This window comes from Janthinobacterium sp. LS2A, from assembly GCF_036543145.1.
GTDB classification, from domain to species: Bacteria; Pseudomonadota; Gammaproteobacteria; order Burkholderiales; family Burkholderiaceae_D; genus Janthinobacterium; species Janthinobacterium aestuarii.
The window spans coordinates 1-26,646 of record NZ_JAZHPB010000003.1; the positions used below are offsets into that span (position 1 = coordinate 1).

General features: G+C 61.7%; 24 protein-coding genes and 1 pseudogene. 13 read left to right on the forward strand and 12 right to left on the reverse strand.

Annotated elements, in window-relative coordinates; genetic code table 11:
- Positions 1–271 precede the first annotated feature (271 nt).
- From V3C40_RS10210 to V3C40_RS10220, 3 genes are all read left to right on the forward strand, one after another.
- Positions 272–1,564, forward strand: coding sequence for a sensor histidine kinase (locus V3C40_RS10210; protein ID WP_072454519.1), 1,293 nt, complete (start codon positions 272–274; stop codon positions 1,562–1,564).
- A gap of 68 nt (positions 1,565–1,632) precedes the next feature.
- Complete coding sequence (locus V3C40_RS10215; protein ID WP_034751497.1) at positions 1,633–2,391, forward strand: LytR/AlgR family response regulator transcription factor; 759 nt, start codon at positions 1,633–1,635, stop codon at positions 2,389–2,391.
- A 160-nt stretch (positions 2,392–2,551) separates the two neighbouring features.
- Positions 2,552–3,742 carry a PAS domain-containing sensor histidine kinase gene (locus tag V3C40_RS10220; protein ID WP_034751500.1) on the forward strand — a complete coding sequence of 397 codons (1,191 nt, stop codon included), beginning with the start codon at positions 2,552–2,554 and terminating at the stop codon, positions 3,740–3,742.
- A gap of 45 nt (positions 3,743–3,787) precedes the next feature.
- Here the strand turns inward: V3C40_RS10220 and V3C40_RS10225 are convergent, their stop codons facing one another.
- The 3 genes from V3C40_RS10225 to V3C40_RS10235 all read right to left on the reverse strand — a co-directional run bounded on the left by V3C40_RS10225 (position 3,788) and on the right by V3C40_RS10235 (position 6,571).
- Entirely contained in the window at positions 3,788–4,735 is a 948-nt protein-coding gene (locus tag V3C40_RS10225; protein WP_051991189.1) for a porin, read from the reverse strand.
- Positions 4,736–4,916: 181 nt separating this feature from the next.
- Positions 4,917–5,567: a class I SAM-dependent methyltransferase gene (locus tag V3C40_RS10230; RefSeq protein ID WP_331777351.1), complete on the reverse strand. Its 651-nt coding sequence runs from the start codon at positions 5,565–5,567 to the stop codon at positions 4,917–4,919.
- Positions 5,568–5,629: 62 nt separating this feature from the next.
- Positions 5,630–6,571 carry a CysB family HTH-type transcriptional regulator gene (locus V3C40_RS10235; protein WP_034751505.1) on the reverse strand — a complete coding sequence of 314 codons (942 nt, stop codon included), beginning with the start codon at positions 6,569–6,571 and terminating at the stop codon, positions 5,630–5,632.
- 160 nt (positions 6,572–6,731) lie between these two features.
- Between V3C40_RS10235 and V3C40_RS10240 the strand changes: the two genes are divergently transcribed.
- From V3C40_RS10240 to V3C40_RS10275, 8 genes and pseudogenes are all read left to right on the forward strand, one after another.
- Positions 6,732–7,505 (forward strand): sulfite exporter TauE/SafE family protein, encoded by a 774-nt coding sequence (locus tag V3C40_RS10240; protein ID WP_034751508.1) that lies wholly within the window; start codon positions 6,732–6,734, stop codon positions 7,503–7,505.
- Between the two features lie 81 nt (positions 7,506–7,586).
- The gene (locus V3C40_RS10245; RefSeq protein WP_331777352.1) at positions 7,587–9,275 is read left to right on the forward strand and encodes a nitrite/sulfite reductase; all 1,689 of its coding nucleotides are present in this window, start codon (positions 7,587–7,589) and stop codon (positions 9,273–9,275) included.
- Positions 9,268–9,828 (forward strand): DUF934 domain-containing protein, encoded by a 561-nt coding sequence (locus V3C40_RS10250; RefSeq protein ID WP_034751513.1) that lies wholly within the window; start codon positions 9,268–9,270, stop codon positions 9,826–9,828. The genes V3C40_RS10245 and V3C40_RS10250 overlap by 8 nt, the downstream gene beginning before the upstream one ends.
- An 11-nt stretch (positions 9,829–9,839) precedes the next feature.
- Entirely contained in the window at positions 9,840–10,556 is a 717-nt protein-coding gene (locus V3C40_RS10255) for a phosphoadenylyl-sulfate reductase (RefSeq protein ID WP_034751515.1), read from the forward strand.
- A gap of 33 nt (positions 10,557–10,589) precedes the next feature.
- A pseudogene (cysD, locus tag V3C40_RS10260) lies at positions 10,590–11,507 on the forward strand (sulfate adenylyltransferase subunit CysD); the annotation flags it as partial.
- A complete protein-coding gene (locus V3C40_RS10265) occupies positions 11,507–12,823 on the forward strand; it encodes a sulfate adenylyltransferase subunit 1 (RefSeq protein ID WP_331777353.1) in 1,317 nt (438 codons plus the stop codon). The pseudogene cysD and the gene V3C40_RS10265, both read left to right, overlap by 1 nt.
- Positions 12,824–12,851: 28 nt before the next feature.
- Positions 12,852–13,616: a uroporphyrinogen-III C-methyltransferase gene (gene cobA, locus V3C40_RS10270; RefSeq protein ID WP_034751524.1), complete on the forward strand. Its 765-nt coding sequence runs from the start codon at positions 12,852–12,854 to the stop codon at positions 13,614–13,616.
- A gap of 245 nt (positions 13,617–13,861) precedes the next feature.
- Positions 13,862–14,512 carry a hypothetical protein gene (locus V3C40_RS10275; protein ID WP_331777354.1) on the forward strand — a complete coding sequence of 217 codons (651 nt, stop codon included), beginning with the start codon at positions 13,862–13,864 and terminating at the stop codon, positions 14,510–14,512.
- On the opposite strand, the gene V3C40_RS10280 is transcribed toward V3C40_RS10275, so the two are convergent.
- The 4 genes from V3C40_RS10280 to lptF are packed head-to-tail and all read right to left on the reverse strand — an operon-like array spanning position 14,509 to position 18,192.
- The gene (locus V3C40_RS10280; RefSeq protein ID WP_331777355.1) at positions 14,509–15,477 is read right to left on the reverse strand and encodes a Stealth CR1 domain-containing protein; all 969 of its coding nucleotides are present in this window, start codon (positions 15,475–15,477) and stop codon (positions 14,509–14,511) included. The genes V3C40_RS10275 and V3C40_RS10280 overlap by 4 nt on opposite strands.
- On the reverse strand, positions 15,474–15,881 hold the full coding sequence (locus V3C40_RS10285) for a sirohydrochlorin chelatase (RefSeq protein WP_331777356.1): 408 nt from the start codon (positions 15,879–15,881) through the stop codon (positions 15,474–15,476). The genes V3C40_RS10280 and V3C40_RS10285 overlap by 4 nt, the downstream gene beginning before the upstream one ends.
- Positions 15,881–17,050: an LPS export ABC transporter permease LptG gene (gene lptG, locus V3C40_RS10290; RefSeq protein ID WP_034751534.1), complete on the reverse strand. Its 1,170-nt coding sequence runs from the start codon at positions 17,048–17,050 to the stop codon at positions 15,881–15,883. Before lptG ends, V3C40_RS10285 begins: the two co-directional genes overlap by 1 nt.
- On the reverse strand, positions 17,047–18,192 hold the full coding sequence (gene lptF, locus V3C40_RS10295; RefSeq protein WP_034751537.1) for an LPS export ABC transporter permease LptF: 1,146 nt from the start codon (positions 18,190–18,192) through the stop codon (positions 17,047–17,049). Before lptF ends, lptG begins: the two co-directional genes overlap by 4 nt.
- A gap of 67 nt (positions 18,193–18,259) precedes the next feature.
- Between lptF and V3C40_RS10300 the strand changes: the two genes are divergently transcribed.
- On the forward strand, positions 18,260–19,753 hold the full coding sequence (locus V3C40_RS10300) for a leucyl aminopeptidase (protein WP_331777357.1): 1,494 nt from the start codon (positions 18,260–18,262) through the stop codon (positions 19,751–19,753).
- A 102-nt stretch (positions 19,754–19,855) separates the two neighbouring features.
- Here V3C40_RS10300 and V3C40_RS10305 read toward each other — a convergent pair whose 3' ends face one another.
- Genes V3C40_RS10305 through V3C40_RS10320 form a run of 4 tightly spaced genes read right to left on the reverse strand, consistent with a single transcriptional unit; the run spans position 19,856 to position 21,466 of the window.
- Positions 19,856–20,380 (reverse strand): hypothetical protein, encoded by a 525-nt coding sequence (locus V3C40_RS10305; protein WP_331777358.1) that lies wholly within the window; start codon positions 20,378–20,380, stop codon positions 19,856–19,858.
- A gap of 11 nt (positions 20,381–20,391) precedes the next feature.
- Positions 20,392–20,862, reverse strand: coding sequence for a CreA family protein (locus tag V3C40_RS10310; protein ID WP_034751542.1), 471 nt, complete (start codon positions 20,860–20,862; stop codon positions 20,392–20,394).
- A 33-nt stretch (positions 20,863–20,895) separates the two neighbouring features.
- A complete protein-coding gene (locus V3C40_RS10315) occupies positions 20,896–21,084 on the reverse strand; it encodes a DUF1653 domain-containing protein (protein ID WP_034751545.1) in 189 nt (62 codons plus the stop codon).
- Positions 21,085–21,094: 10 nt separating this feature from the next.
- A complete protein-coding gene (locus V3C40_RS10320; protein WP_034751548.1) occupies positions 21,095–21,466 on the reverse strand; it encodes a hypothetical protein in 372 nt (123 codons plus the stop codon).
- Positions 21,467–22,036: 570 nt separating this feature from the next.
- Here V3C40_RS10320 and xth point away from each other — a divergent pair.
- Positions 22,037–22,801 carry an exodeoxyribonuclease III gene (xth, locus tag V3C40_RS10325; protein WP_034751561.1) on the forward strand — a complete coding sequence of 255 codons (765 nt, stop codon included), beginning with the start codon at positions 22,037–22,039 and terminating at the stop codon, positions 22,799–22,801.
- Positions 22,802–22,882: 81 nt separating this feature from the next.
- On the opposite strand, the gene V3C40_RS10330 is transcribed toward xth, so the two are convergent.
- Complete coding sequence (locus tag V3C40_RS10330) at positions 22,883–26,542, reverse strand: sensor domain-containing protein (RefSeq protein ID WP_331777359.1); 3,660 nt, start codon at positions 26,540–26,542, stop codon at positions 22,883–22,885.
- Between the last annotated feature and the right edge of the window lie 104 nt (positions 26,543–26,646).

A 26,646-nucleotide genomic window follows, 5' to 3' on the forward strand; every position in this document is an offset into this window, starting at 1 on the left:
TCACTCTGCTTTACTCGGCATTTGCATGCGTCGTTCAGCGAGGGGGCGAATTATAGCCCTGCCTCACATTCCCCGCAAGCGCTATTTACCGCCCCTCACCGCCCAGCAAGCCTTGCCTTCACTTCAAGCGCCTTTTTGTGCAGCCTGTCGCAATCGGCTGGCGTAGTTCGTGGTCTTTAGGCACAGTGGCAACATCAGACTCTGACGCTACGCAACAAGCGGTTAAACTTGCCCGCTGCGTCGATTAACTCTTGTACTTGAAAGTGCTCCCATGCTTCCGATTTCCAGCCTGCCCGAATTGTTGAAAACCATCCTCGCTTGGCTGCAACGGGCATTCGACGCGACGACGACCTGGGTCACCCAACTGTCCTGGTGGAAATTCTTCCTATTCGCGGCACTGGCCCTGATCGCCGGTTCCATTTTGCAAGATGAACTGTTCTCGTCCGGCCCAGACGAAGAAGTTGTCATCAAGTCGCATAAACGCAGCAGCAAGGGCTCGGGTGAAACCAATATCCTGATCGACGATACAGGCATTCATTTCAATCCCCGCAACAGCAAGAACCGGCGCAGCAGCGCGGCCGATGCAGCCAGCGATCCGGCCGACGCCGCCGAGGCGGACGCGCAAGCCAGTGCCGTGCCGCCGGCACCGCCTGAACCGCCGGCCGCCCCCGCCAAACCCAGCTATCCGGTGACCACCAATGCATCGGGCGAAGAAGTCCATATTGAATTGCCGCCGCAAATCGGCGAAGAGCTGTCAAATGCCATCGAAGAAGCCGTCGATGATGCGGCGGAACAAAAAGTGTCGCGTTATCACCAGCAAGCCTCGACCTGGTTCAAGAGCTTTGTCTCCTTGCTGGTGTTGGCCCTGTTCGCCATGAAAGCCCTGGTCGGCGGCAAGAAACGCGCGGAAGCGGAAACCGTCACGGCAAACGAAGCGGCCGAGCGCGAATCCATGCAGCGCCAGCTCAGCGAAGCGAAGATGCAGATGATGCAGGCGCAAGTCGAGCCGCACTTCCTGTTCAACACGCTTGCCTCCGTCGAACACCTGATCCAGGTTGATCCGCCGCGCGCGGCCAAGATGCAGCGCAGCCTGATTCAATATCTGCGCGCCGTGCTGCCGCAAATGCGCGACAACGCCCTTATTACCAACCTGGGCCGTGAAGCGGACATGGTGCAAGCGTATTTGAACCTGCTGAAAATGCGCATGGAAGAACGCCTGACCGTCGATTTCCAGATTCCCGATGGCCTGCGCAGCGCCGCCTTCCCGCCCATGATGCTGCAATCGATGGTGGAAAATGCCATCAAGCACGGCCTGGAAGTCAAACCGGAAGGCGGTACCCTGCGCATCGTGGCCGAAGTGGCGCACAGCAAATTGCGCGTGACGGTCACCGACGACGGCCTGGGCTTTGGCGTGGTGCCCAGCGATGGCACGGGCCTCGGTTTACCGACCATCCGCGAGCGTTTGAAACTGCTGCATGGCGACCAGGGCAGCTTGACCATTACGCCAAATCAACCGTCCGGCGTGTGCGCCGTGATCGAAGTGCCCTATCAATTGTCCAAATAAGACAGAGTAGTTGATAAAAACGCTAAATCATTGAATAATCAATCTTCGCCCGTTCACACTTGAGACTTATGCCTACCGCTATTATTGCCGACGACGAAAGACTGATGCGCGACCAGCTGCGCCTGCGCCTGGGCCAGGCCTGGCCTGAACTGGAAATCATCGGCGAAGCCAAGAATGGCGACGAAGCGATCGAACTGGTGGAGCAACTCAAGCCCGACTTTGCCTTCCTCGATATCCGCATGCCGGGCAAGACGGGCATGGAAGCGGCGCAAGTGATCGGTAGCAAGACGCATATCGTCTTCGTCACGGCCTATGACAGCCACGCCGTCGAAGCCTTCGAACGGGGCGCCGTCGATTACGTGCTCAAGCCGCCCGAGCACGAGCGCTTGCTGGTGACGGTGGAGCGCCTGAAAACGCACTTGAACAAGCCGGCCCTGGACGTCAACAGCAGCGTCACGGCCATGCTGTCGCAGCTGGCGGAAAAAATCACGGCCAAGCCCACGTATTTGCAATGGATACAGGCCAGCATCGGCCAGGACTTGCGCATGATTCCCGTGGAAGAGATCCTGTTCTTCCGTTCTGACGAGAAATACACGTGTGTGCAGACAGCCAAGTACGAGGCGCTGATCCGCAAGCCCGTGCGCGATCTAGCCGAAGAGCTCGATCCTTCGCTGTTCTGGCAAATCCACCGCGCCACCCTCGTCAACGTGAATGCCATCGAAGGCGTGACGCGCGACATCCGCGGCCGCCACCTGGTCCTCATCAAAGGCAAATCCGACAAGCTCGAAGTGAGCCGCAGCTTCCTTCACCTGTTCAAGCAAATGTAAGTCTCCGCCGCCCGGTCCAGGCCGGCGCGGCGCATGCCTCTCTTCTGCCACCTTTCTGCGCCACATCAAACCACGCCGCGCCAGCAGGCATAGGCTATATCAAGTCCCGCCCGTCATTCCTGCACTGCCTGCCTTCGCCCACGTTCGCAAGGAGACCCCAATGCCCGACCGAGGCAGTCCCGCGCTGCTGCGCATCTTGCCGCTGGGTATGGCGGCGGCGCTTTTGCTGTGCCTGTTTCCTCCACTGAAAGCCCGCCGGCAACAGCAGGCGCGCGGCCAGGCCATTATCGACAACGCCAGCGACGCCATCATCAGTATCGACAGCCGGCAAATCATCCTGCATGCGAACGCGGCGGCGGCCAGATTGTTCGACGACACGCCGGCCGCCATGTGCGGCATGCCCCTGGGCCACTACATCCTGCGCGACTTGCGTACCTTGGGCAGCCTGGGCACGCACGATGGCGATCCGCCGTTTGACGACATCAGCCTGGAGCTGCGCCTGACGGGCCGGCGCGCCACCGACTACACCTTGACGGGAAGGCGCAGCGATGGCGCCATGTTTCCCCTCGAAGGCTCGCTCTCGTCCATGCAGGAAGATGGCCAGAGCGTGTTTACCATCATCGTGCGCGACATCAGCGCGCGCCAGCAGATGCATGAACAGCTGGCCCGCTCCTTTTCGCAATTGCGTGAATTGTCGAGCGCGCTGCAAACCATCCGAGAAGAAGAACGCAAGCATATCGCGCGCGAACTGCATGATGACTTGGGGCAATTACTCGCCACCTTGCGCGTCGACCTGACCCTCGTGCGCCAGCACACGGACACCACCGCCTCCCTGCAAGCGTTGCTGCACAGCATGGACGGCTTGCTGGTGACAGCCATCACCTCGCTGCGGCGCATCGCTAGCAACCTGCGTCCGCGCGCGCTCGATGAAGGGGGATTGTATTTTGCGCTACAAAAACTGCGCCACGACTTCCTGTTGCGCCGCGCCATCCATTTCGACTTGCTGGCCGACGAAGCCGACCTCGTGCTCGACGACGCGCGCAGCACGGCCATCTACCGCATCGTGCAGGAAGCGTTGACGAATATCGCGCGCCATGCCGAGGCCAGCCACATCACCATCGCCCTGCACCGCATCGATTCCTCGCTGGCGATCACCATCCAGGATGATGGCCGCGGCATTGCCGAACACGACCTGGAAAAAGCCACGGCACTTGGCTTGCTGGGCATGCGTGAACGGGTATGGGGCTTGAATGGCAATATCCATATCGGTACCGATAGCGAACTGGGCGGCACGCGCATCGAAATCTCGCTGCCCATGCATGCCGAGGCGGCCGCCGCGGCGATGCAATAAAAAAGGCGCCCGCAGGCGCCTTTGCTTCGTCACATCGAATGATGCTTAGAATTTGTGTGCCAGACCGATCTGGTACGAAGTCAGCGACTTGACGCGCTCGCGGCCAGCGTAAGCGTACACATCGGTGCGCTTCGACAGGTGGTAGTCGTAACCAACGCCGAATTCCTTGATGGTGTCCTGATCCTTGAACTTGTTGTTGCTTTGCTCTTGCTTGCCGTACGACACTTTGGCATCGCCACCGCCAACCGTGTAGTTCAGGCCGATCAGGTAGGACTTGAATTCGCCAGTCGTGGCAACCTTGGTGTCGCCTTTCGAATAGGCCGCCGTGATCTTCGCTGGGCCGAATTTATAGCCGCCACCGATGGACCACAGGTCAGGCTTGGCAGCCGTTGCCGTCGCTTGCACGGCTTTTTCGTAGCCGGCGTGCAAGCTGATCGGGCCATTGTCGTAGGTTGCCAGGCCGATCACGCCTGCGTCAGCGCTGTTGACTTCGCTCAGCACGTATTGCAGGCTGCCCACGAAACCGTCAAAGCTTGGGCTGTTGTAGGTCACGGCATTGTTGACGCGCGACGTGCCGACGCCCGAACGCAGCAGGGTTTCATTGTTCTTGCCAACCACGCCGTAGGTGTTGAATGGGTCGACGCGGGCGATGGTGCCATCGACCAGGTTCTTGGTGCGGCCCAGGATGGCGGTACCGAAAGCGCCTTTCAAGCCCACGTAGGCTTGACGGTCGAACAACACGCCTTTTTGCGCGCCGGTGTCAGCCAGGAATTCACTTTCCAGGTTGAAAATTGCGGACAGGCCGCCACCCAGATCTTCCGTACCCTTGAAACCGAGGCGCGAAGCATTGTTTTCGCGTTGTACCGTCGGCTGGCCAGTGGTCTTGGCAATACCGAGGTCAACCAGGCCGTACACGGTGACGTTCGATTGTGCTTGTGCCGTAGCTGCTGCGAAGGTGCCGATGATCAATGCTGCCAGAGTAATTTTTTTCACTTGAGATTCTCTACATTAGGTTGGACAAGAGTGGTGCTGCTTAGCTGCTGAACCGAATCATGCCCACCAAATACTTCAACAATATGACATCGACAAGATGTTGCTTTTTGGCACAACGTCATGTCAGATAAAAACAACAGACGAAAAAAAACCGCCCGAGGGCGGTTCATGCGGCAACAGCTTACTTCAGGCGGCAGCTCAGCAGCCAGTAGTATTCCAGGCGCTTCATGCGGATTTCGCGGGCCGAGTGGGCAAACTTCTTGCGCAGGTGGCTATCCGATGGGAAATTCTTCAGTACTTCATAGCGCTCGCCCGCGTCCGTCGTGCGGAACTGGTGGGTGTTGCCTTCCAGGTCGGTGCGCGCGATCACGGTGCTGCTGCCGTCGACATAGGAATTGTCGATCAGCACCAGCATGATGTCCTTGCCCAGCTTGCTGCGCAATTGCTTCAGGTATTTATCCTGGTCTTCGCGCTTGACGTGCGACCACCAGAAACCGGCGAACACGGCCGTGAACTTGCCCAGCATATCGTCGGGCAAATTGAAGGCGTCGAGCTTGGCGAAACTGACGTTACCGGGCAAGCCGCGCGATTGGGCCAGCGCCAGCATTTCATCGTTGACATCGGTGGCCAGCACGGAGTCGGCCGACTCGGCGACCACTTCCGTCCAGTAGCCGGTGCCGCAAGCCAGTTCCAGCACGGTGTGGCCTTCCAGCACGTCGGCGACCTTGTCGCGCAACACTTCCAGGTCTTCCTGGCGTTCGGGCTTGTCATAGACGCGCTCGTACTGCTGCGCGATGGTGGCGTAATATTTGGCAAGCTGATCGGTAATCATTGTTTCTTCTCTTCTTAAATAATCTTGGCCAGGCAACTCGCCCGGCCGGCTTCATGCATTGTTTATAGTTCGTAGTGCTCTTTATCACCGCTCATCGCCTGCTCGATGAGCTTGCGGTTCAGGGTCGGTGTCAGCAACTCGATAAAGGTATAGATATAGCTGCGCAAATACGCGCCTTGCTTGACGGCCACGCGCGACACATTCATGCCGAACAGGTGGCCGACAGGGATGGCGCGCAAGCCTTTGTCGCGCTCGGCATCGAAGGCCATACCCGCTATGATACCAATCCCCATGCCCAACTCGACATAAGTCTTGATCACATCCGCATCGATGGCTTCGAGCAAGATGTCCGGCTTCAGGCCGCGCAGCACGAAAGCGTGGTCGATCTTGTTGCGTCCGGCGAACGCGCTGTCATAGGTAATCAGGGGGAAAGCGGCGATTTCTTCCAGGGTCACGGACTTCGATTTGAGCAGCGGATGGTCGACGGGCACCACCACCACGTGCTCCCATTGATAGCATGGCAAGGTAATCAAGCCATCGATGGCGGCGATCGATTCCGTGGCGATGGCGAGGTCCGCCTGGTCGCGCTGCACCATCTCGGCGATCTGGCGAGGATTGCCTTGCAGCAAAGACAATCTTACCTTCGGGAACTTCAGCATGAAGGCTTGCACGACCTTGGGCAAGGTGTAGCGCGCCTGCGTGTGCGTGGTGGCAATCGTAAAGCTGCCGCTGTCCTGCGCCGCGAATTCCTTGCCGATGCGCTTCATGCTGTCGATTTCCTGCATGATCAGCTCGACCGACTCCAGCACCAGGCGGCCCGGCTCCGTCAAGCCGCGGATGCGCTTGCCATGGCGGGTGAAAATATCCACGCCCAGCTCTTCCTCCAGCTCGATGATGGCTTTCGATACACCCGGTTGCGACGTAAACAAGGCCTTGGCGGCGTCCGTCAGGTTGTAATTCTGCCGGACCGCTTCGCGCACGAAGCGCAGTTGATGGAGATTCATTGCTGGTTTGCCCTAGATTGCCGTGATTTGCCGAGTTTCCGCCCCACCCATGATTTTGCGTTCATGCATATACGCATATCGCATATAAGCAAATGCGTACTTAGTAGTTTGGAATAAACACTAAGTTTATTACTATTGCGGGTACTTTGGGGGTGCAAGCATGACTTTGTCTTATATAGTCTCAGGATTTGCCGTAGGATTACTCGTAGGAATGACCGGCGTGGGCGGTGGCTCGCTGATGACGCCGCTGTTAACCCTGCTGTTTGGCGTGCCGCCTTCCGTGGCCGTGGGCACGGACCTCGCGTTCGCCTCGATCACCAAGAGCGCCGGCACCCTGACGCACCGCCTGCGCGGCACCATCCGCTGGGATATCGTCAAGCGCCTGTGCATCGGCGCCCTGCCCGCCGCCGTCATCGCGACCCTGGCGCTCAAATCGTTCGGTACCCTGTCGCCGGAAATCGGCCAGATCATCCGCTACTCGATCGCCGGCTCCGTGCTGCTGACCGTCGTGGCACTGATTTTCAAGGGCCGCATGCTGGCCTGGATCAATGCGCACCCCGAGAAACAATTACAAGGCAACAAGCTTGCCGCTGCAACCATTATTGCCGGCGCCGTGCTGGGCGTGCTGGTGACGGTCTCGTCCATCGGCGCCGGCGCCATCGGCGCCACACTGCTGGTGATGCTGTATCCACGCATGAGCTCGGCCGAAGTGGCGGGCACCGATATCGCCTATGCCGTGCCCCTGACGGCCATCGCCGCCCTGGGCCACTGGTGGCTCGGCTCCATCCACTGGGAATTGCTGGCCTCCTTGCTGGTCGGCTCCCTGCCCGGCATCACGCTCGGTTCCTGGGTCGCCCGCTCCGTGCCGGAAAAGTTTTTAAGAGTGCTGCTGGCGATGACCTTGACCGGCGTGGCAGTGAAGCTAATCTATTAATTACCGAACAAGTGACAAGAGCAGTATCAAGAACATAATCCCAGGCAATCTTCCAGCACCCCGGCTTTTTTAGGAATTGATATGTACCATTACGATCAGTACGACCACCTCATCATCAAAGAACGCATCGCCCAGTACCGAGACCAGGTTGCGCGCCGTATCGCCAATGAACTGACGGAAGAGGAATTCATTCCGCTGCGCCTGCAAAACGGCCTGTACATGCAACGCCACGCCTACATGCTGCGCATTGCCGTCCCGTACGGCTTGCTGTCGGCCAAGCAGATGCGCATGTTCGCCCACATCGCGCGCAAGTACGACCGCGGCTACGGCCACTTCACGACGCGCCAGAACATCCAGTTCAACTGGATCGAGCTGGAGCAAACTCCCGATATCCTGACGGACCTCGCTTCCGTGGAAATGCACGCGATCCAAACGTCCGGCAACTGTATCCGTAATACAACATCGGACCCGTTCGCCGGCGTCGCCGCCGATGAAATCATCGATCCGCGCCCGTACGCGGAAGTATTGCGCCAGTGGAGCACCTTCCACCCCGAGTTCATCGCCCTGCCGCGTAAATTCAAGGTCGCCATCAATGGCGCCGAGGAAGACCGCGCCGCCATCGCCGTGCATGACATCGGCTTGACGGCCGTGCGCAACGCGGCCGGCGAAGTGGGCTTCAAGGTCATGGCCGGCGGCGGCATGGGCCGCACGCCGATTTTGGGCAGTGTCGTGCGCGACTTCCTGCCGTGGCAGCATTTGCTGACGTATATCCAGGCGATCATGCGCGTGTACAACTTGCACGGCCGCCGCGACAACAAATACAAGGCGCGCATCAAGATTTTGCTGAAAGCCATCGGCGTCGAAGAATTCACGCGCCAGGTGGAAGCCGAGTGGGTCGACTTGAAGGATGGTCCGGAAACCCTGACGGCCGAGGAAATGCAGCGCGTGGCGGACTTCTTCAATCCGCCCGCCTACCAGGCCCTGCCGGAACTCGACTACAAAGCGGAACACGCGGACAACAAGGCCTATGTGAACTGGCTGGCGCGCAACGTCAAGCCGCACCAGCGCCCCGGCTACGTGGCCGTGGTGCTGTCCCTGAAGAAAACGGGCGTGCCGCCGGGCGACGCGACGGCCGAGCAGATCGATTTCGTGGCCGATCTGGCCGACCGCTACAGCTTTGGCGAACTGCGCGTGACGCACGAGCAAAACCTCGTGCTGGCCGACGTGGAACAGTCGAAACTGTTCACGCTGTGGCAGGAAGCCAAGGCGCATGGTCTGGCCACGCCGAACATCGGCTTGCTGACCGACATGATCTGCTGCCCTGGTGGCGACTTCTGCTCGCTGGCCAACGCCAAGTCCCTGCCGATCGCGGCGGCCATCGCGGAACGTTTCGACAGCATCGACTTCCAGCATGACATCGGCGAGATCGAACTGAATATTTCCGGCTGCATCAATGCCTGTGGCCACCATCACGTGGGCAGCATCGGCATCCTCGGCGTCGACAAGGATGGCAGCGAATGGTATCAAGTGTCGATAGGCGGCGCGCAAGGCAACAACGCGGCCATCGGCAAGATCATCGGACCATCGTTCTCTTCCCTGCAGATGCCTGAAGTCATCGGCCGCCTGCTGCACGTCTACGTGCGCGACCGCCACGAAGGCGAGCGCTTCGTCGACACGGCCCGGCGCCTGGGCCTGGCGCCGTTCAAGGAACACGTATATGCAACGCCGATCACCGTCGGCAACCTGGTGGGAGAAGACGAATATGTTTGAAGTACGCGAAGAAATCATCAAGAACGCCGCCGTGGTGCCGAATACCTGGGGCTTGCTGCGCCTCGATGAAAACGACACGCCGGAAACGGTCGTCGTGCCAGCCGGCAAGGTCATCGTGCCGCTGCTCGTATGGCAAGCCCAGCGCGAAACCCTGGCGGCCCGCCTGCCCGACATCGGCGTGTGGCTGGCCAGCGACGAGCGCCCGGAAGAACTGGCCGCCGACGTGTCGCAACTGCCCGTCATCGGCGTGGACTTCCCGAAATTCACGGATGGCCGCGGCTATTCCATCGCGTTCAACCTGCGTGCCCGCCTCGGTTTCCAGGGTGAATTGCGCGCGATTGGCGACGTGCTGCGCGACCAGTTGTTCTCGATGCACCGGGTCGGCTTTGACGCGTATGCGACACGCCCCGACCGCAGCATCCATGACGCCCTGAAAGGTTTGTCTGTGTTCTCGGAAACCTACCAGGCGTCGTGGGATCAAAAGTCGCCGCTGTTCCGCCGCCACCAGCGCGAAGGCCAGAATCCTGACCTCGACAACGCGGCCGGCATCTGAGAAAGCGAGCCATGAGCGACCTCTCTACTTTAATTGACGCCACCGAGCAAACGCTGACACGTATCGCCGCGGACTTTTCGCCGGCCGTGTTCGCCTCTAGCCTGGCAGCCGAAGACATGGTGCTGACCGACATGATACTCAAGGCGAAGCTGCCCATCGGCATCTTCTCCCTGGAAACAGGCCGGCTGCACCAGGAAACCCTGGCCGTGCTCGACAAGGTCAAGACCCGTTACGACCACGACATCACCTTGTACCGCCCTCAACCGGAAGCCGTGGCTGCCTACGTGGAACAAAATGGCCTGAACGCCTTCTATAACAGTGTCGAGATGCGCCGCGAATGCTGCCGCATCCGCAAGGTCGAGCCGCTGGGCCGCGCCCTGGCCGGCAACAAGGCCTGGGTCACGGGACAGCGCCGCGCGCAGTCCACCACGCGCGCCGAATTGCACGTGCAGGAAGACGACGCGGCCCACGCGATGACGAAATTCAATCCGCTGGCAGACTGGTCGGAAGAAGACGTGTGGGCCTACATCCGCGCCAACGACGTGCCGTACAACGCGTTGCACGACCAGGGCTACCCGTCGATCGGCTGCGAACCGTGCACGCGCGCCGTGCAGCCGGGCGAAGATGTACGCGCCGGACGCTGGTGGTGGGAAAACCCGGATTCGAAGGAATGCGGCCTGCACATGGTGGACGGCAAATTGATACGTATCAAATCCGTGGCAGCCTGAACAGACACAACAGACTCAGCAGAACAAGAAAGCACCCATATGAGCAATATTTTGAACCAGCGTCACCTCGACAGCCTTGAATCGGAAGCCATCCACATCATGCGCGAAGTGGCGGCCGAATCGGCCAACCCTGCGCTGCTGTTTTCCGGCGGCAAGGATTCCGTCGTCCTGCTGCGCCTGGCCGAGAAAGCCTTCCGCCCAGGCAAGTTTCCATTCCCCCTCGTGCACATCGACACGGGCCACAACTTCCCGGAAGTCATCACTTTCCGTGACAAAAAAGTGGCGGAACTGGGCGAGCGCCTGATCGTCGGCTCCGTGGAAGACTCGATCAAGCGCGGCACCGTGCGTCTGCGCAACCCGGCAACGGATTCGCGCAACGCGGCCCAGGCCGTCACCTTGCTGGAAACCATCGCCGAATACAAATTTGACGCCTGCATCGGCGGCGCCCGCCGCGATGAAGAAAAGGCCCGCGCCAAGGAACGCATCTTTTCGTTCCGCGACGAATTCGGCGCCTGGGACCCGAAAGCCCAGCGTCCGGAACTGTGGGATCTGTATAACACCCGCGTCCATCCCGGTGAAAACATGCGCGTCTTCCCGATCTCCAATTGGACCGAGCTGGACGTGTGGCAATACATCGCCCGCGAGCAACTGGAATTGCCGCCGATCTACTTCGCGCACGAGCGCCAGGTGATCCCGCGCAACGGCTTGCTCGTGCCGCTGACGGATCTGACGCCGCCGCGCGAAGGCGAAACGGTCGAAACGCAAGTCGTGCGCTTCCGCACGGTGGGCGATATCTCGTGCACCTGCCCTGTCTCGTCCGATGCGGCGACGGTCGATGCCATCATCGCCGAAACGGCAATCACGCAAATCACGGAGCGGGGCGCCACCCGCATGGATGACCAGACTTCCGAAGCCTCGATGGAAAAACGCAAGAAAGCAGGGTATTTCTAATGAACGCAGCAATCCAGAACACCAACCTCACCGACAGCCTGGAGCGCGGCATGCTGCGCTTCATCACGGCCGGTTCCGTCGATGACGGCAAGAGCACCCTGATCGGCCGTTTGCTGTTCGACAGCAAGGGCATCTTCGCCGACCAGCTCGACGCCATGTCGCGCTCCAAGCACAAGCGCACGGTGGGCGACACGGTCGACCTGTCGCTGCTGACGGACGGCCTGGAAGCGGAACGCGAGCAAGGCATCACGATCGACGTGGCATACCGTTACTTTGCCACGCCGAAACGCAAATTCATCATCGCCGACACGCCGGGCCACGAGCAATACACGCGCAACATGGTAACGGGCGCCTCCACCGCCGATGCCGTCATCATCCTGATCGACGTGTCGAAAGTGAAACTGGGCGACGACGGCAGCGTGGAATTGCTGATCCAGACCAAGCGCCACTCGACGATTGCCCATTTGCTGCAGATCGAACACGTGGTCGTGGCCGTCAACAAGATGGACCTCGTCGACTACGATGAAACGGTGTACAACCGCATCGTGGCCGCCTACCGCGAATTCGCCCAGTCGCTGGGCTTGAAGGACATCACGCCGATCCCGCTGTCGGCACTCACCGGCGACAACGTCGTCGAGCGCGGCGACAAGCTGGGCTGGTACACTGGCCCGACCTTGATCGAGCTGCTCGAATCGCTGTCCGTCTACGACGAATCGCACGACACGCCCTTCCGCTTCCCGGTGCAGCTGGTGGCGCGCCACAACGGCCACGAAGCAAACGACTTCCGCGGCTACATGGGCCGCATCGAAGCGGGCAAGGTCAGCATCGGCGACACCCTCGTGGTGCAGCCATCGGGCCAGACGGCAACCGTCAAGGATATCGTCACCCTGGACGGCTCGCTGAGCAACGCCGTGGTGGGCCAGTCCGTGACCCTGCTGCTCAATGAATACCTCGATATCTCGCGCGGCGACTTGCTGGCGAGCAGCGAGCGCCCTGCCACCCTGCTGAAACAAGTGGTGGCCGACGTGTGCTGGCTGTCGGAAGACGCGCTCGACTTGCGCCGCAAGTACTGGATCAAGCACGGCACCAAGCAGACGGCGGCCAAGGTGACGGCGATCGAATCGATCCTCGACATCAATACGCAGCAGCGCTATCCGGCCGAAGGCTTGAAGCTCAACGACATCGCCCGCATCAGCCTGAACGTGCAGCAAGCGCTGGCGGCCGACGCGTATGCCGATATCCGCGCCACCGGCGCCTTCATCCTGATCGATGAAGTCACCCACCAGACCGTCGCGGCCGGCATGGTTCGGCTCTAATCCCGTATCGTCCAGGAAAGGCAGCCACATGAACAGCTCCCCATCTCTCCCCGGCAAGGTCTACCTGATCGGCGCCGGGCCCGGCGCGCAAGACCTGATGACCTTGCGCGGCGCGCGCCTGCTGGCACAGGCGGACGTCGTGCTGCACGACGCACTGGTCACCGAAGAGATGCTGGAGCTGTGCCCGCAGGCGCAAAAGATTCTGGTCGGCAAGCGCTGCGGCCAGTTGTCGACGGCGCAGGCCTTCATCAACAAGCAACTGGTCGACAACGCGCGCAAGCACGCCGTCGTCGTGCGCCTGAAAGGGGGCGACCCCATGCTGTTCGGCCGCGCCGACGAGGAATTGCGGGCGCTGGAAGAAGCGGGCATCGCCGTCGAAGTGGTGCCCGGCATTACCACGGCCCTGGCGGCCGCTGCCGCCACACAGCAGCCGCTGACCAAACGGGGCGTGTCGCGCAGCGTGGCCTTCTTTACTTCCAGCACAGCGCCGGGCGAACCGGACCAGACGCGCATCCCCGACTGTGACACCCTGGTGCAATACATGGGCGGCCGCGAAGCCATCGCCACGGCCCAGCGCCTGCTGGCTCAGGGCCGCCGTGCCGACACCCCGGTGGTGGTGATTGAAAACTGCAGCCGCCCGGACCAGCGCATCGTGCGCCTGACGCTGAGCGCCCTGGCGCATGGTCTGGGCGACAACCACGGCCCCGTGCTGGTGATGCTGGGCGACGCCATGGCCGCACGTACGCACCAGGCCATCGAAGAAACGGCCGCCATTCTGGCGCGCCATGCTTGAATAAACACAGCGTATTTTACCGACTTTAAAGTCAGTAACCGACGTCTTCCGGGGAAACATGATACGATGCTCACGCATCTTTTCTCGAGAAGTTGTTGTGTGATAGCAATAAACTCACGCTTCACCCCGCCATAGCGCTTGCCATGCGGCCTCCCGGCTGACGGGAGCCCTGGCAATCTCCCCGAAAAAAGCTGCGCCCGCAGGCTGCAATACCGCGCCGCGCAACTTTAGCCTTACGATCACAGATGAATTTCAACTCCATGCGCGAAGCCCTGACTTCGCTCAGCCGCAGCAATGTCGGCGTCGCCAGCGCTGTGCTGTTAAGCATGCTCGCCTCCATCGCCCTGTGGACGGTGTTCCCGAATATCGACGACGAAAACCATTTGCTGGAATGGCTGCAGGCGCTGTTCCTGGCTCTCGCTTGCACCGTGCACGGCGTGCGCGCCTGGCAAGAGACTGACCGCCAGTCCTTGCGCTTTCTCATGCATGCAGGCCTGTGCGCGCTGCTGTTCGGCTTCCTGCTGCGCGAACTCGATATCGACCAGTTCGGCACGGCGCCCTTCTGGGCGCAGCTGGAAAAAGCCCTGCGCGTGGTGGAGTTGCTGATCCTGATACGCTTGCTGATCTTCTTCGCGCCGCGCGCGCGCAAGGTGTTTGCCCATGCGGGCCTGATTTTCAGCATGCGCATCACCATCCTGACGGCCATCGGCGGCTTGCTGATGGCCGCCGGCTGGCCCTTCGACAAGAAGGTCTTCCATGGCATGCCCGACGCCTACGCGCTGCTGGGCGAGGAAGTCTTCGAACTGGGCGCCTATCTGCTGCTGTTCCTCGCTTCGCTGTCCGACAGCACGGCCGCCGCCCGCATCAGCCTGGCGCCGAAGAAGAAATCGGCTTAACCGCCTTCAAATGAGGATGGCAGCGGCAGCAGCCGCTGCAAGGCAGCGGCCACGCGCAGCAGGCGCGGGTCGTCGTCCTCGGCCTCGTCGCAGGTATCGTTGATGCAGAAAAACGGCAAGCTGCCGAATCGCGCGGCCAGCTCCTCGAGCTGGCGCGGCGCCGCCACATCGCCGCTGGCGATATGCAGCGGGTCGAGCATGCGCGAGCGCGCGAATCCCTGATGCACCATCCAGCGCGGCACCAGATCGGGCAGCAATGCCGGCACCTGCCACGAGCGGAACACCGTCGCGCGCACGCCGGCAAACATGGCCGGCGCCAGCCCTTCCAGTGCATGCAGCGCGCTTTTCAGCATGGGCCGCGGCGCATGCGCATACAGGCGCGGTTCATGCAGGTATTCGGGGTACTGCGCCGACAGCCATTGCCGCGACAAGGCAGCGCAATTGACGGGCGCGGCCACATCGGCGCGCAAGTCCTGCACGTCATCGTGCGGCGCACTCTCCGTGAACACACTCAAACGCCCCTCCCCTTCCTCCCCGAACCAGAACGCGGGCTCGAACGGCGCGCCAAAAAATACGTCGTCGTTCAGATACAGGAAGCGTTCGGACAGGCCCGGAATATGGTGCAGATACGATTCGATATGGCCAGAGTCGAACACGGGCAGCGATGCGCCGGGCATCAGGCTCGCATGGTCGATCACCGTCAGGCGCGGTGAGGCGCGCAGCCAGTGGGGCACTTGCCGGTCCGTCAGCAGGTAGATATGGCCGTGGCCTGGGAAGAAACGCTCGAGCGCGCGCAGGTTGTAGCGCAGTTCGCCGTTGTCGCGGTAGCGCCCCGCCACGTTGCCGTGCAGGGCCAGCTGGCCCGGATGCGCCCGCGCCCAGGCGGCATAGGCGTGCTGCCGGCGCGCGCGCCAGGCGGGATCGGCGCCGTCTACCCACAGGTAGACGATGTCGATACCGCTCAAGGGATAGAGCTGGAGCCTGGCGCCGCCACGCAGTAATCGGCGATGGCGGCCAGCACACTGGCGTTCTCGCCGACCGCCTCGACCACCTTCAGGCGCAGTGCCGGATGCTGCTGGCGCAGTTCCTCCAGCAGCAGCGGCAGGTCGCGCAGCACATGCCCGCCCTGCCCCAGGAACACGGGCACCACGGTGACGTCCAGGATGGCGCCGGCGGGCAGCTCGGCCAGCAGGGTCGCCACCAGTTCGGGCAGGCGTGGCGTCATCAGTTCCAGGAAAGCCAGGTGCACGCCGGTACCGGGCATGCGCGCCTGTGTCAGGTCGCGCAGGCGCTCGAAGGGCGCGGCCCACGATGCGGCGCGCGCGCCATGGGCAAACAAGATCAGTGCCTGTTTCACGTTCGTCTCCATCAGTGCCGCTCCACCCACCACAGGGCGCCCAGCGCCAGCAGCAGATACAGGGCGCTCGGCGCCACCGCCGTCAGGAAGGCAGGCCAGGTGCTGAGCAGCCCAAGATGCGAGAACAGGGTGTTGACCAGCATGAAGCTCACGCCGATCATGATGCCGATGAAGATCTTCAGGCTGATGCCGCCGCTGCGCGTATGCATGTAGGCGAACGGCAGCGCCAGCGCCATCAGCACGAAAATGGCCAGCGGATCGATCAGCTTTTTCCAGAAGGCGATGCGGAAACGCTCCGTTTCCTGCTTGTTCTCGGCCAGGTGGCGCGTATACACGGCCAGTTCGCTGGCCGACATGCGCTCGGGATCGGAGGCCGACACCGTCAGGATCTTCGGCGTCACTTCCGACGTCATGTCCTTGCTGGCGCTTTGCACCGTGCGCACCAGGCTCGTTTCCTGCCCATAGTAGTTCGCCAGCTTCGGCTCGAAGCCTGGCGCGGTGGCCGCGCTGTTCGAGAACGAGGTTTCCGTCACATCGGTCAGGCGCCAGATATTATTGCCCTGATACGTCGCGCCCTTGGCCACGGTCAGGGTGCGCAAGCGCATATCGGTGTCGAATTCATACAGCTTGACGTTTTTCAGCTGGCCATCCGGACGCGCTTCGCCCACATTGAAAAAGCGCGAACCGGTGACGGTGCCCGTCAAGCCATCGCTCTTGACCATGTCCTTGGTCCACAGGCCCGAGCGAAACTCGCTCGACACGGCCGCACCGCGCGAGGTCAGCTTGAGGCGCTCGGCCAGCGGCTCCGTGCGCGGCGTGATCAACTCGCCGAAGATGAAGGTGATGACGACGAAGACGATACCGATGCGGAACAGGAAACCGGCCGCCATCGCCGTCGACATGCTCGAAGCGCGCATGATGGTGAATTCGGAACTGGCGGCAAACTGCGCCATCGTGTAGATGGTGCCGATCAGCGCCGCGATGGGCATCACCTCGTACACGTGCCCCGGCACCAGCACCAGCACATACAGGAAGGCATACTGGATGGTGTAGCCGTTGCGGCCCACCTTGGGCAGCTCGCCCGTCAGGTCGATGAAGGCTTGCAGTGCCAAAAAGGCCAGCAGCACGAACAGCACCGCCTGGAATATCGAGACCGCAAAATAGCGCTGTAAAATCTTCATTTCGGTGCCGCTTTACTTGTATTTCCGGCGCGGCGTGCGCGCTTGAAAGCCGCCAGCAGGACCAGCGGATGATAGCGGTGGTTCACATTCAGGCGCCACGCAAACAGCACCACCACGGCCAGCGCCGCCAGCAGGTGCAGCGGCCACCAGGCCAGGCCGAAGGTCATGCGACCTTGTTTCACGCTCGCTTCGATGACCTTGATCAGGTTGCTGTACGTAAAGAAAATCAGCAGCGCGATGATCAGATTGGTCGAGCTGCCGGCGCGCGGATTGACAAAGCCCAGCGGAATGGCCAGCAGGATCAGCATCAGGCCGATCAGGGGCGCGCTGACCCGCCACAGCAATTCGGCCATGGTGAACTGGTTGTTCGCCTCGACCAGCGCCATGGTGCTCATGGCGCGCACGCCCAGGTCCGCGCCCATCTCCTGCTGCTTGCTCTCGATGCGCATGATGTACTGTTCGAATTCCATGGTCTGGAAGTCCGCCTGCGTCGGCACGCCCTGGTAGCGGCGGCCGCTCTTGAGCACGAGGAAGCGTTCGCCCTTGGCGTCGGTATTGATCACGCCTTCCCTGGCGACGACGACGACGGCGCTGCCTTTTTCATCGACGGTATTGACGAAGACGTTCTGCACCACGTTCTTCTCGCCGCTGACGCCCTCGACAAAGAAGATACGGTTGCTGCCGGCCGATTCGCGGAACTGGCCCGGCGTGACTTTCTGCAGGTCCTCGCGCTTTTCAAAGCGCGCCACATATTCATCGCTTTTCTTTTGCGCCCATGGCGTGGCGTACAGGCTCAAGACGCCGGTGGCCAGCACCAGCGGCAAGCCGAAGCTGAGCACGGGCCATATCCAGCGCGACAGGCTCAGACCGGAGGCGAACCACACCACCATCTCCGACTCCTTGTAGCTGCGGGTGACGACCATCAGCACCGAAATGAATCCGGTGAGGATGATGATGGTGGGCAGCTGCATCAGGGCGGAAAAAACCATCAGCGACATGACGTCGGACGACGCGATCTTGCCGCCCGCCGCCTTGCCGAGAATACCGATCAGCATCCAGGTGAGCAGGATGCTGAACAAAACTGTGAAGGTGGCCCCGGCGGCACTAGCCAATTCACGTCGAAGGGCGCGTTGAAAGATCATTCGGAGTTTATAATTCGGGTCAGTTAGTTGAGTAACACGTTACTAGTAAATGAAAACGGAGAACCAAATGGACTTTAGCATAAAAGCATTCGATACCAAGAGCACCCTCGGCACGGCCAAAAGCGGATGCATCGCGGTTGCGGTATTCGAAAACAAAAAACTGTCGCCAGCGGCAAAATCGCTGGACAGCAAGGGTGCGATTTCGGCTGCGCTGAAGTCCGGCGACATCAGCGGCAAGCCTGGCAGCACCTTGCTGCTGCGCGCAGTCGATGGCGTCGCCGCCGAACGTGTTCTGCTGGTAGGCATGGGCAGCGATGATACTGTCAGCGAAAAAAGCTTCACAACCGGCGTACAAGCCGCACTGAAGGCCTTCGGCTCGCTGGGCGCTGCGGACGCCATTATCGCATTACCACTGGCTGAAGTGAAAGAGCGCGACGTAAATTGGGCAATCCGTTGCGTGGTGCAAGCCGCCCACGACAGCGAATACCGCTGCGACTCGCAAAAAAGCAAAAAAGATCCGGCGCCTGCAGGCGTGCGCAAGATCGTCCTGGCAGCGCCAGCGACAAGCGCCACGCGCGGCGCGCTGACGCAAGCCATCGCCATCGCCAACGGTTCCGACCTGACGCGTAACCTGGGCGACCTGCCTGCGAACATCGCCAACCCGACCTACCTGGCCAACACGGCCAAGCAGCTGGCCAAGGATTACAAGTTCGAAGTCGAAGTGCTGGACCGCAAACAGCTCGAAGCGCTGAAGATGGGCAGCTTCCTGTCCGTCACCAACGGCAGCGAACAGCCGCCGAAATTCATCGTCCTGAAGCACATGGGCGGCAAGGCCAAGGATGCGCCAGTGGTCCTCGTCGGCAAAGGCATCACCTTCGACACGGGCGGCATTTCGATCAAGGCCGGTCCTGGCATGGATGAAATGAAGTACGACATGTGCGGCGCCGCTTCGGTGCTGGGCACCTTCCGCGCCATCGGCGAAATGAACCTGAAGCTGAACGTCATCGGCGTCATCGCCGCGTGCGAAAACATGCCGTCGGGCCGCGCCACCAAGCCGGGCGACATCGTCACCTCCATGAACGGCCTGACCATCGAAGTGCTGAACACGGATGCCGAAGGCCGTCTGGTGCTGTGCGACGCGCTGACCTACGCCGAACGCTTCAAGCCGGCAGCCGTCGTCGATATCGCCACCCTGACGGGCGCTTGCGTCGTGGCCCTGGGCCACCACAACAGCGGCCTGTTTACGCGCAGCGATGCGGCGCATGACCAGCTGGCCAATGAATTGCTGGCAGCGGGCAAGCAGTCGAGCGACACGGCATGGCGCATGCCGATCGAAGAGGCGTACAACGAGCAGCTGAAGTCGAACTTCGCCGACTTGGCCAACATCGGCACGCCAGGCGGCGGTTCGGTGACGGCAGCGGCCTTCCTGGAAAACTTCACCAAGAAGTACACCTGGGCGCATCTGGACATCGCCGGCACGGCATGGAAATCGGGCGGTGCAAAAGGCGCGACCGGTCGTCCAGTTCCACTCTTGACGACGTTCCTGATCAACCGCGTGTAAGTTGACGCCTTGCCGGCAGCGCCCAGATGCTGGCAATACGAGGCAAAAAAGCCGCCACGGTCTGAACTGACCCTGGCGGCTTTTTCATGTGTGGCGCATTAATCAGTAGACGACGGGATTGGGCAACGGCGATGGCGCCACCTTGGGCTGCACCACCGTTTCCGGCACGGCGGGCGGCGGTTTCACGGCAGCGGGCGGAGGCGGAGGCGCCAGGCGCGCCGGGTCTTGCATGACGATGGTCAGAATCGACGGGTAGTCGAAGCCGGCGCCCGTGTTGCGGTCGACGAAATAGCCGACGCCCAGGGTCAGGATGACATTGCCCCAGACGCTGCCATTGAGCTTGGGATCGATATGGTCGTCCGTCGCGATGGCGGGAGAGCCATGCTTGCGGCAATCGACCTTCAATGGTTCCTGGCTCTTGCGGATGGTGATGCGTCCGGGCGTGGTGACGAACCACTTGCCCACGTCGTTGCTGAGGATGCAGCCGGCGCCCGTCAGCTCGCGGTTGTCCTGGATGGTTTGCACCAGCACCATCTGCTCGGTGTTGCCCGTCAACGTGGCGCAGCCGCCCAGGCCAAACAGCAGCAGCGTCCTGGCGGCAAGGGCTGCAGACGATGGCATGCGCATGGGTAGCTCGCTTAACGGACGGGAATCGGCTGGTCGCCGGGCACGGCGACGGCGGTGACGCTGTTCTTCGGACTGCCCTCGATCAGGCGGTCGGAATACACGAGGTAGACGAGCGCATTGCGCTTGCTGTCGACCATGCGCACGACGCGCACGTGCTTGAAGAAGATCGAGGCACGCTCGGTAAACACTTCTTCCTGGCGCGGCAGCTTGCCCTTGAATTGCAGCGGCCCCACCTGGCGGCAAGCCACGGACGCATCGGCCTTGTCTTCGGCCAGGCCGACGGCACCCTTCAGCCCCCCGGTCTTGGCGCGCGACAGATAGCAGCTGACGCCGGCAACACGCGGATCGTCATACGCTTCGACGACGATCTTGTGGTCAGGGCCGATCAGCTTGAACACCGTGTCGACCGAACCGATGGTTTCGGCATGTGCCGCGGCGCAGGCAAAGCCCAGCACCAAAGCGGCAGGCAGCAATTTACGCATGAAGAAAATCCCGGGCACGCACGCGGGCGGCCATCAGTTGATGGGAGCGAAACGCTGAACCATGACGCCTTCGACTTCGATCAGTTGAAAGAACACGTCTTTCGGCCGAGTCCAGATGGAACCATCCTCGGCGCGATAGACGATCATCGGCGTCAGATCCGCTTCCAGCGTGGCTTCGCACACCAGTTCGTAAATGCCGCCCTTGTAGTGCCGATAACGCATCGCCGTCCCCTCAAGCCGTTGAATCTTCGCTCTTGTCGTCGGCCAGCGCCTTCTGCTTCTGCTTCAGGCCCTGGATCACTTTCAGTATGCCTTCCATGCCGGCCGCGCCATCGGCGCCGCTGAAGGCGTCGAGCACCTCATTGAGCACCTTGTTGCGCACGGTCGCCTCATCGGAGGACATTTCCAGCGCGCGCTGGGCTTTCGCCGCCTTTTCGGCCGCGCTCACGCGCGGCTTGGCAGCCGTCTTGCCATGCGTCAGAGCTGCCTGCCAGATAACCCAGCGGCGCTGGGTCTCGAAAATCAGGTACTCATCCGGTTTGTCTTCTCTTCGCCGCACAATGTGGCCGTCACGCTGCGCCCACGCTTCAAATGCAGTTCGCATTTTCTTCCTTTGCAAATGCTACGCGCAAGTCTCACTATTAAAACTGCAACATTTCAAAATAGTACCATCTATTGATGTCGCAAAACAGTCTCATAGATACAGTACTGCAATTTATATAACAAGTCTGGCGGCGCCAGGGATGGAATTGACACTCCGTCCCCGGCACAGTGGTCATGTAATCGGAATAGCAATTACAACTAATTACAACTGCTTCCTGTTCGGTTCTTAACTGGGCTGTAACAAAGCCGTATGACACAGTTGTTACATTGTGCCATTTTAGTAGTTTTTATTGCGTTTTAGCGAGAAACTTTACACCTTTGTCGCGCTAAACAGCGAGACGCAGCCTGCCACGCCAGCCACTTATGCCAAATCAAACATAGGGGTTGATCAATGATACACAAAAACATAATATTCATGCGCCACGATTGGTTAAATACAAATACTTTATTGGCACTCCTTTTTTCCTGCTAGTAAATAAAGCCCATGCCCGGTAAGCCGGGCAGGACGCCATCGACACGCATGCGGTAAGATTCGCGCCTATCGCCACCTATTCAAGCAAGGATTTTTCCCATGAAACTCGCCACCTGGAACGTCAACTCGCTCAAAGTGCGCCTGCCGCAAGTGCTGCAATGGCTGACCGACAACCCGGTCGACATACTGTGCTTGCAAGAAACCAAGCTCACGGATGACAAGTTCCCCGTCGCCGAGATCGAGGCGGCCGGCTACCAGGTGGTCTTCAGCGGCCAGAAAACCTACAACGGCGTGGCCATCCTGTCGAAGCTGCCGATCACCGACGTGGTCAAGAACAACCCCCGCTATGAAGATGCGCAGCAGCGCATCCTGGCCGCCACCATCGGCGGGGTGCGCGTCGTTTGCGCCTACGTGCCGAACGGCCAGAGCGTCGACTCGGACAAATACGAATACAAGCTGGGCTGGCTGTCCGCCCTGCACGACTGGCTGGCCGAAGAAGCGCTGCAGCACCCGCAGCTGGCCGTCGTCGGCGACTACAATATCGCGCCCGACGACCGCGACGTGCACGACCCTGTCGCCTGGGCTGGCCAGGTACTGGTCTCGGACAAGGAACGCGCCGCCCTGCAGCGCCTGTTCGACATCGGCCTGACGGACGCTTTCCGCCTGTTCGAACAGGCGGACAAATCGTTCAGCTGGTGGGATTACCGCCAGCTGGGCTTCCGCCTGAACAAGGGCCTGCGCATCGACCATATTTTGCTCTCGCCCGCCCTGGCTGGCCGCTGCAAGGCTTGCGTGATCGACCGCGTGCCCCGCAAGTGGGAACAGCCGTCCGACCATGCGCCAGTCGTTGCCACTATCGACTGACCGATACGGGCATCATCGACAGGGGACCACTTGCAACTGGCAACAGCCGTCCGATCATGCACCCGTCATCGCGACGATCGACTAAGCAGGAAGACGTTCCAGCAGCGATTGCGCATTGGCCGCTGGAACCGGCGCGGAAAACAGATAGCCCTGCGCATAGCGGCAGCCGTTCGCCTGCAGCAGCGCGAACTGTTCTTCCGTTTCCACCCCTTCGGCCACGGCCGACAATTGCAGGCTGTCGGCCAGCGCGATGATGGCCGCCACGATGGCGCGGTCTTCCGCGCTGTGCTCGAGGTCCTTGATGAAGGCGCGGTCGATCTTGACCTTCTTCACGGGGAAGCGCTTCAGGTAAGCGAGGCTGGAATAGCCGGTGCCGAAATCGTCGATCGACAGGCGCAGGCCCATGCCATTGATCTGCCGCAGAATCTCCAGCGTATGCTCGCCGTGCTGCATCAGCGCCGTCTCGGTGATCTCGAATTCCAGCAGCGCCGGATCGATGCCCGTTTCCCGCACCACGGCGCCAATCGCCGCCACCAGGCCCTTGTGCATGAACTGGCGCGGCGACAGGTTCACCGCCAGCGGAACGGGCTGCAAGCCCATGCGCTGCCAGGCCATGCTTTGCTCGCACGCCTGGCGCATCACCCACTCGCCCACGGGCACGATCAAGCCGTTTTCCTCCATGATGGGAATGAAGCGGTCCGGCAGCACCAGGCCGTGGCCCGGACGGCGCCAGCGCAGCAGCACTTCCATGCCGTGCAGGCGGCGCGTGGCGATATCGATGATCGGCTGGTAAACCAGCTCGAACTGCTGCAGCGCCAGCGCCGTGCGCAAGCTGCTTTCCAGATCAAAATGCAGGGCCGCCGCCTGGTTCATCGTCTGCGTGAAGAACTGGTAGTTGTTGCGGCCATTGCCCTTGGCGTGATACATGGCCGCATCGGCATGGCGCATCAGGGCGTCGACGTCGCCGCCATCGTCCGGATACACGCAGATGCCGATCGATGGCGTCACGTGCAGCACATGGCCGTCGAGCGGAAAGGCTGGCGTGAGCGCTTCGATGATCTTTTCGGCCACGCGCGCCGCTTCGTCGCCGCCGCGGATGCCCGGCACCAGCACGACGAATTCGTCGCCGCCGAGGCGCGCCACCGTGTCGCTGGCGCGCACGGCGCCGCACAGCCGGGCGGCCACTTCCTTGAGCAGCAAGTCGCCCGTCATGTGGCCGAGCGAATCGTTGATCGTCTTGAAGCGGTCGAGGTCGATGAACATCACGGCCAGCTTGCGCCCCGAGCGCTGCGAGGCCAGCATGGCCCGTTCCAGCCGGTCCGACAGCAGCGCGCGGTTCGGCAAGCCCGTCAGGTTGTCGTGGTAAGCCATGTGGTGCACGCGCGCCTCGGCCTGGCGCCGCTCGGCGATCTCGCCCTGCAGCAGCAGGTTGGCGCCGGCCAGTTCGGCCGTGCGTTCCTGCACGCGCAATTCCAGTTCGTCGCGCGCGCGGCGCACCGCCTCGGCCGCCTCGCGGCGCGCCGTCACGTCGTCGACCAGCCACACGGAACGGCCATGCGCATGCGCCAGGTCGAACGGCCGGCCGGACAGGCGCGCCCAGAAGCGGCTGCCATCCTTGCGCACCAGCTGGTATTCCGACATGTGGACCCTGCCCGCCTCGAAATCGCGCGCCGTCTCGCCGCGCGCCACCTTCCACGCGGCCACGTCCGGATACAGGGCCTGCACCGACAGGCCGTTGATCTCGCCCGGGCCATAGCCGAACAGCTCTTCCATCTTGCTGTTGGCGCGCAAATTGTAGCCGCCCTCTATCACCGAGATGCCCAGCACGGCGCTGTCGAGGATGGCCTGGTTTTCCAGCAGCGCGTTGCGCAGGGATTCTTCGGCGCGCTTGGCTTCCGTGCGGTCCTCGATGATCCAGATGGTACCGGCGGCCGGGTCGTCCGGATTGACGACATAGGCGATCAGTTGCGCCCACAGCGTGCTGCCGTCGCGGCGCATCATCTCCACTTCCGTCTGGAACGGCTTGCCGACGGACAGGAAGGGAAACGCGGCCGCGCCCAGCAAATCGTAGGACTGCTGCGACACGTACAGCGCGCGCCCGGGCAAGCCCAGCGCCTCGTCGCCGCTGTAGCCGAACATCGCGGCAAAGCCCAGGTTATAGCGCGTGATCTGGCGGTTCTTCGTGTACAGGATGCTGACCGAGGCATTCGTCATGATGGCCGCCACTTCCATCTGCGCCTGGCGGCTGGCCGTGATGTCTTCGAGGATCCAGATGGCGCCCTGCTCGCTGTGCGTCTGATCGACGGCCTTGGCGCGGATGCGGCACCAGAACAGGCTGCCGTCGCGGCGGCGGAACAGCGATTCGTCCTGCTCGTAAGGCAAACCCTGTCCCAGCAGCGGCGTGGTTTGCACGCCAAACTGCTCGTAGGCGGCGGGCGAGGGAAACAGCTCGGCGGCGGGCAGGCCGATCATCTCGTCCTGCGTATAGCCGAACATTTCGGCGAAGCGGGGATTACAGCGCAGGATCAGGCGCGAACGCGAAAACAGGATGCCGACGGAGGCATTGTCGAGGATTGCCTGCTGCTCGAGCATCAGCTGGCGCGTCGCCTCCTCGGCCGCCTTCTGCGCGCTGCGGTCGTCGAACAGCCAGATCGTGTCGCGCAGCGCGCGGTCGGACTGGTTTTCCGGGTTCAGCACATAGCCGTAGGCCAGCGCCCAGAACGTGGAGCCATCGCGGCGGCGCATTTCCATCTCGCCCTGGAACGGCAGGCCGCGCCGCAGCAGGGGAGCGGCTTGCCGCACGACGCTCTCGTACGCCGCGCGCGACGGATACAGGTCGGCGACGGCCAGGCCCACGCCGCTGTCGCCATCGAAGCCGAAGCATTCGGCGAAGCGCCGGTTGTAGCGCAGCACGCCCTTGTCGCGCTGGAAGCCGATGGCCAGCGGCGCGTTGTCCATCACGGCCTGCATTTCCAGCATGGCGCGGCGCAACTGGTCTTCATCGCGCCGGTGGTCGCTGATATCTTCGATGATCCAGACCGTGCCGTCATGCGTATTGAGGGGATCGACGGCGCGCCCGTGCAAACGGCTCCAGAACAAGCTGCCATCCTGGCGCCGCAATTCCAGCTCCGTGCGGTATGGCTTGCCCTTCGAGAGCAGCGGCGCCGCTTCCAGTCCCAGGGGGCGGCAATGCTCGGCGGAGCGGTACAGCACCGCGCCCGGCATGCCCGTCAGCTGGTGGCGCGCATAGCCGAGCATCTCGGCGGCGCGGATATTGCACTCCTCGATAAAGCCGCCCTTGGAAAAGATGATGCCGACGGCCGCGCTTTCCAGGATGGCCTGCTGCTCGAGCATGGACTTGCGCAAGGCTTGCTGGTCGCGCTGCTGCACGCGGATGTCGGCAAACACGAGGGTCGCGCCCGGCAAGCCGTCGTCCACCAGCAGCGGCCTCGACCAGACCTGCACGGCGATAGCGCCAGATACCCCTTGCAGACTGCTGTCCCACTGCCGCTCGCGCCCGGCCGCACCGAGCGCGCCGCGCAGCATGCTCGTGCTCGACGCGCGGTAGGCGTCCGTAAAACAGTCGGCCAGCAGCCGGCCCGCTATATCCGTGCCCAGCAAGGATTGCAACGCGCCATTCGCCGCCACCACCATGCCGCAGGCATCGCAGGCGCAGGCCGGCAAGGCGATCAACTGCAAGGCATCGGCGATGAAATCGGGACTGGTCGGTACGCGGTTCATGGACACCATGGACGGTTAAGGACGAGATAAACATGTGCCTGGGCAAAAATTCTCACAAGCATCATGGTGCTGTCAGATCATAAACCAGTTTCCCGGGGTTTTTT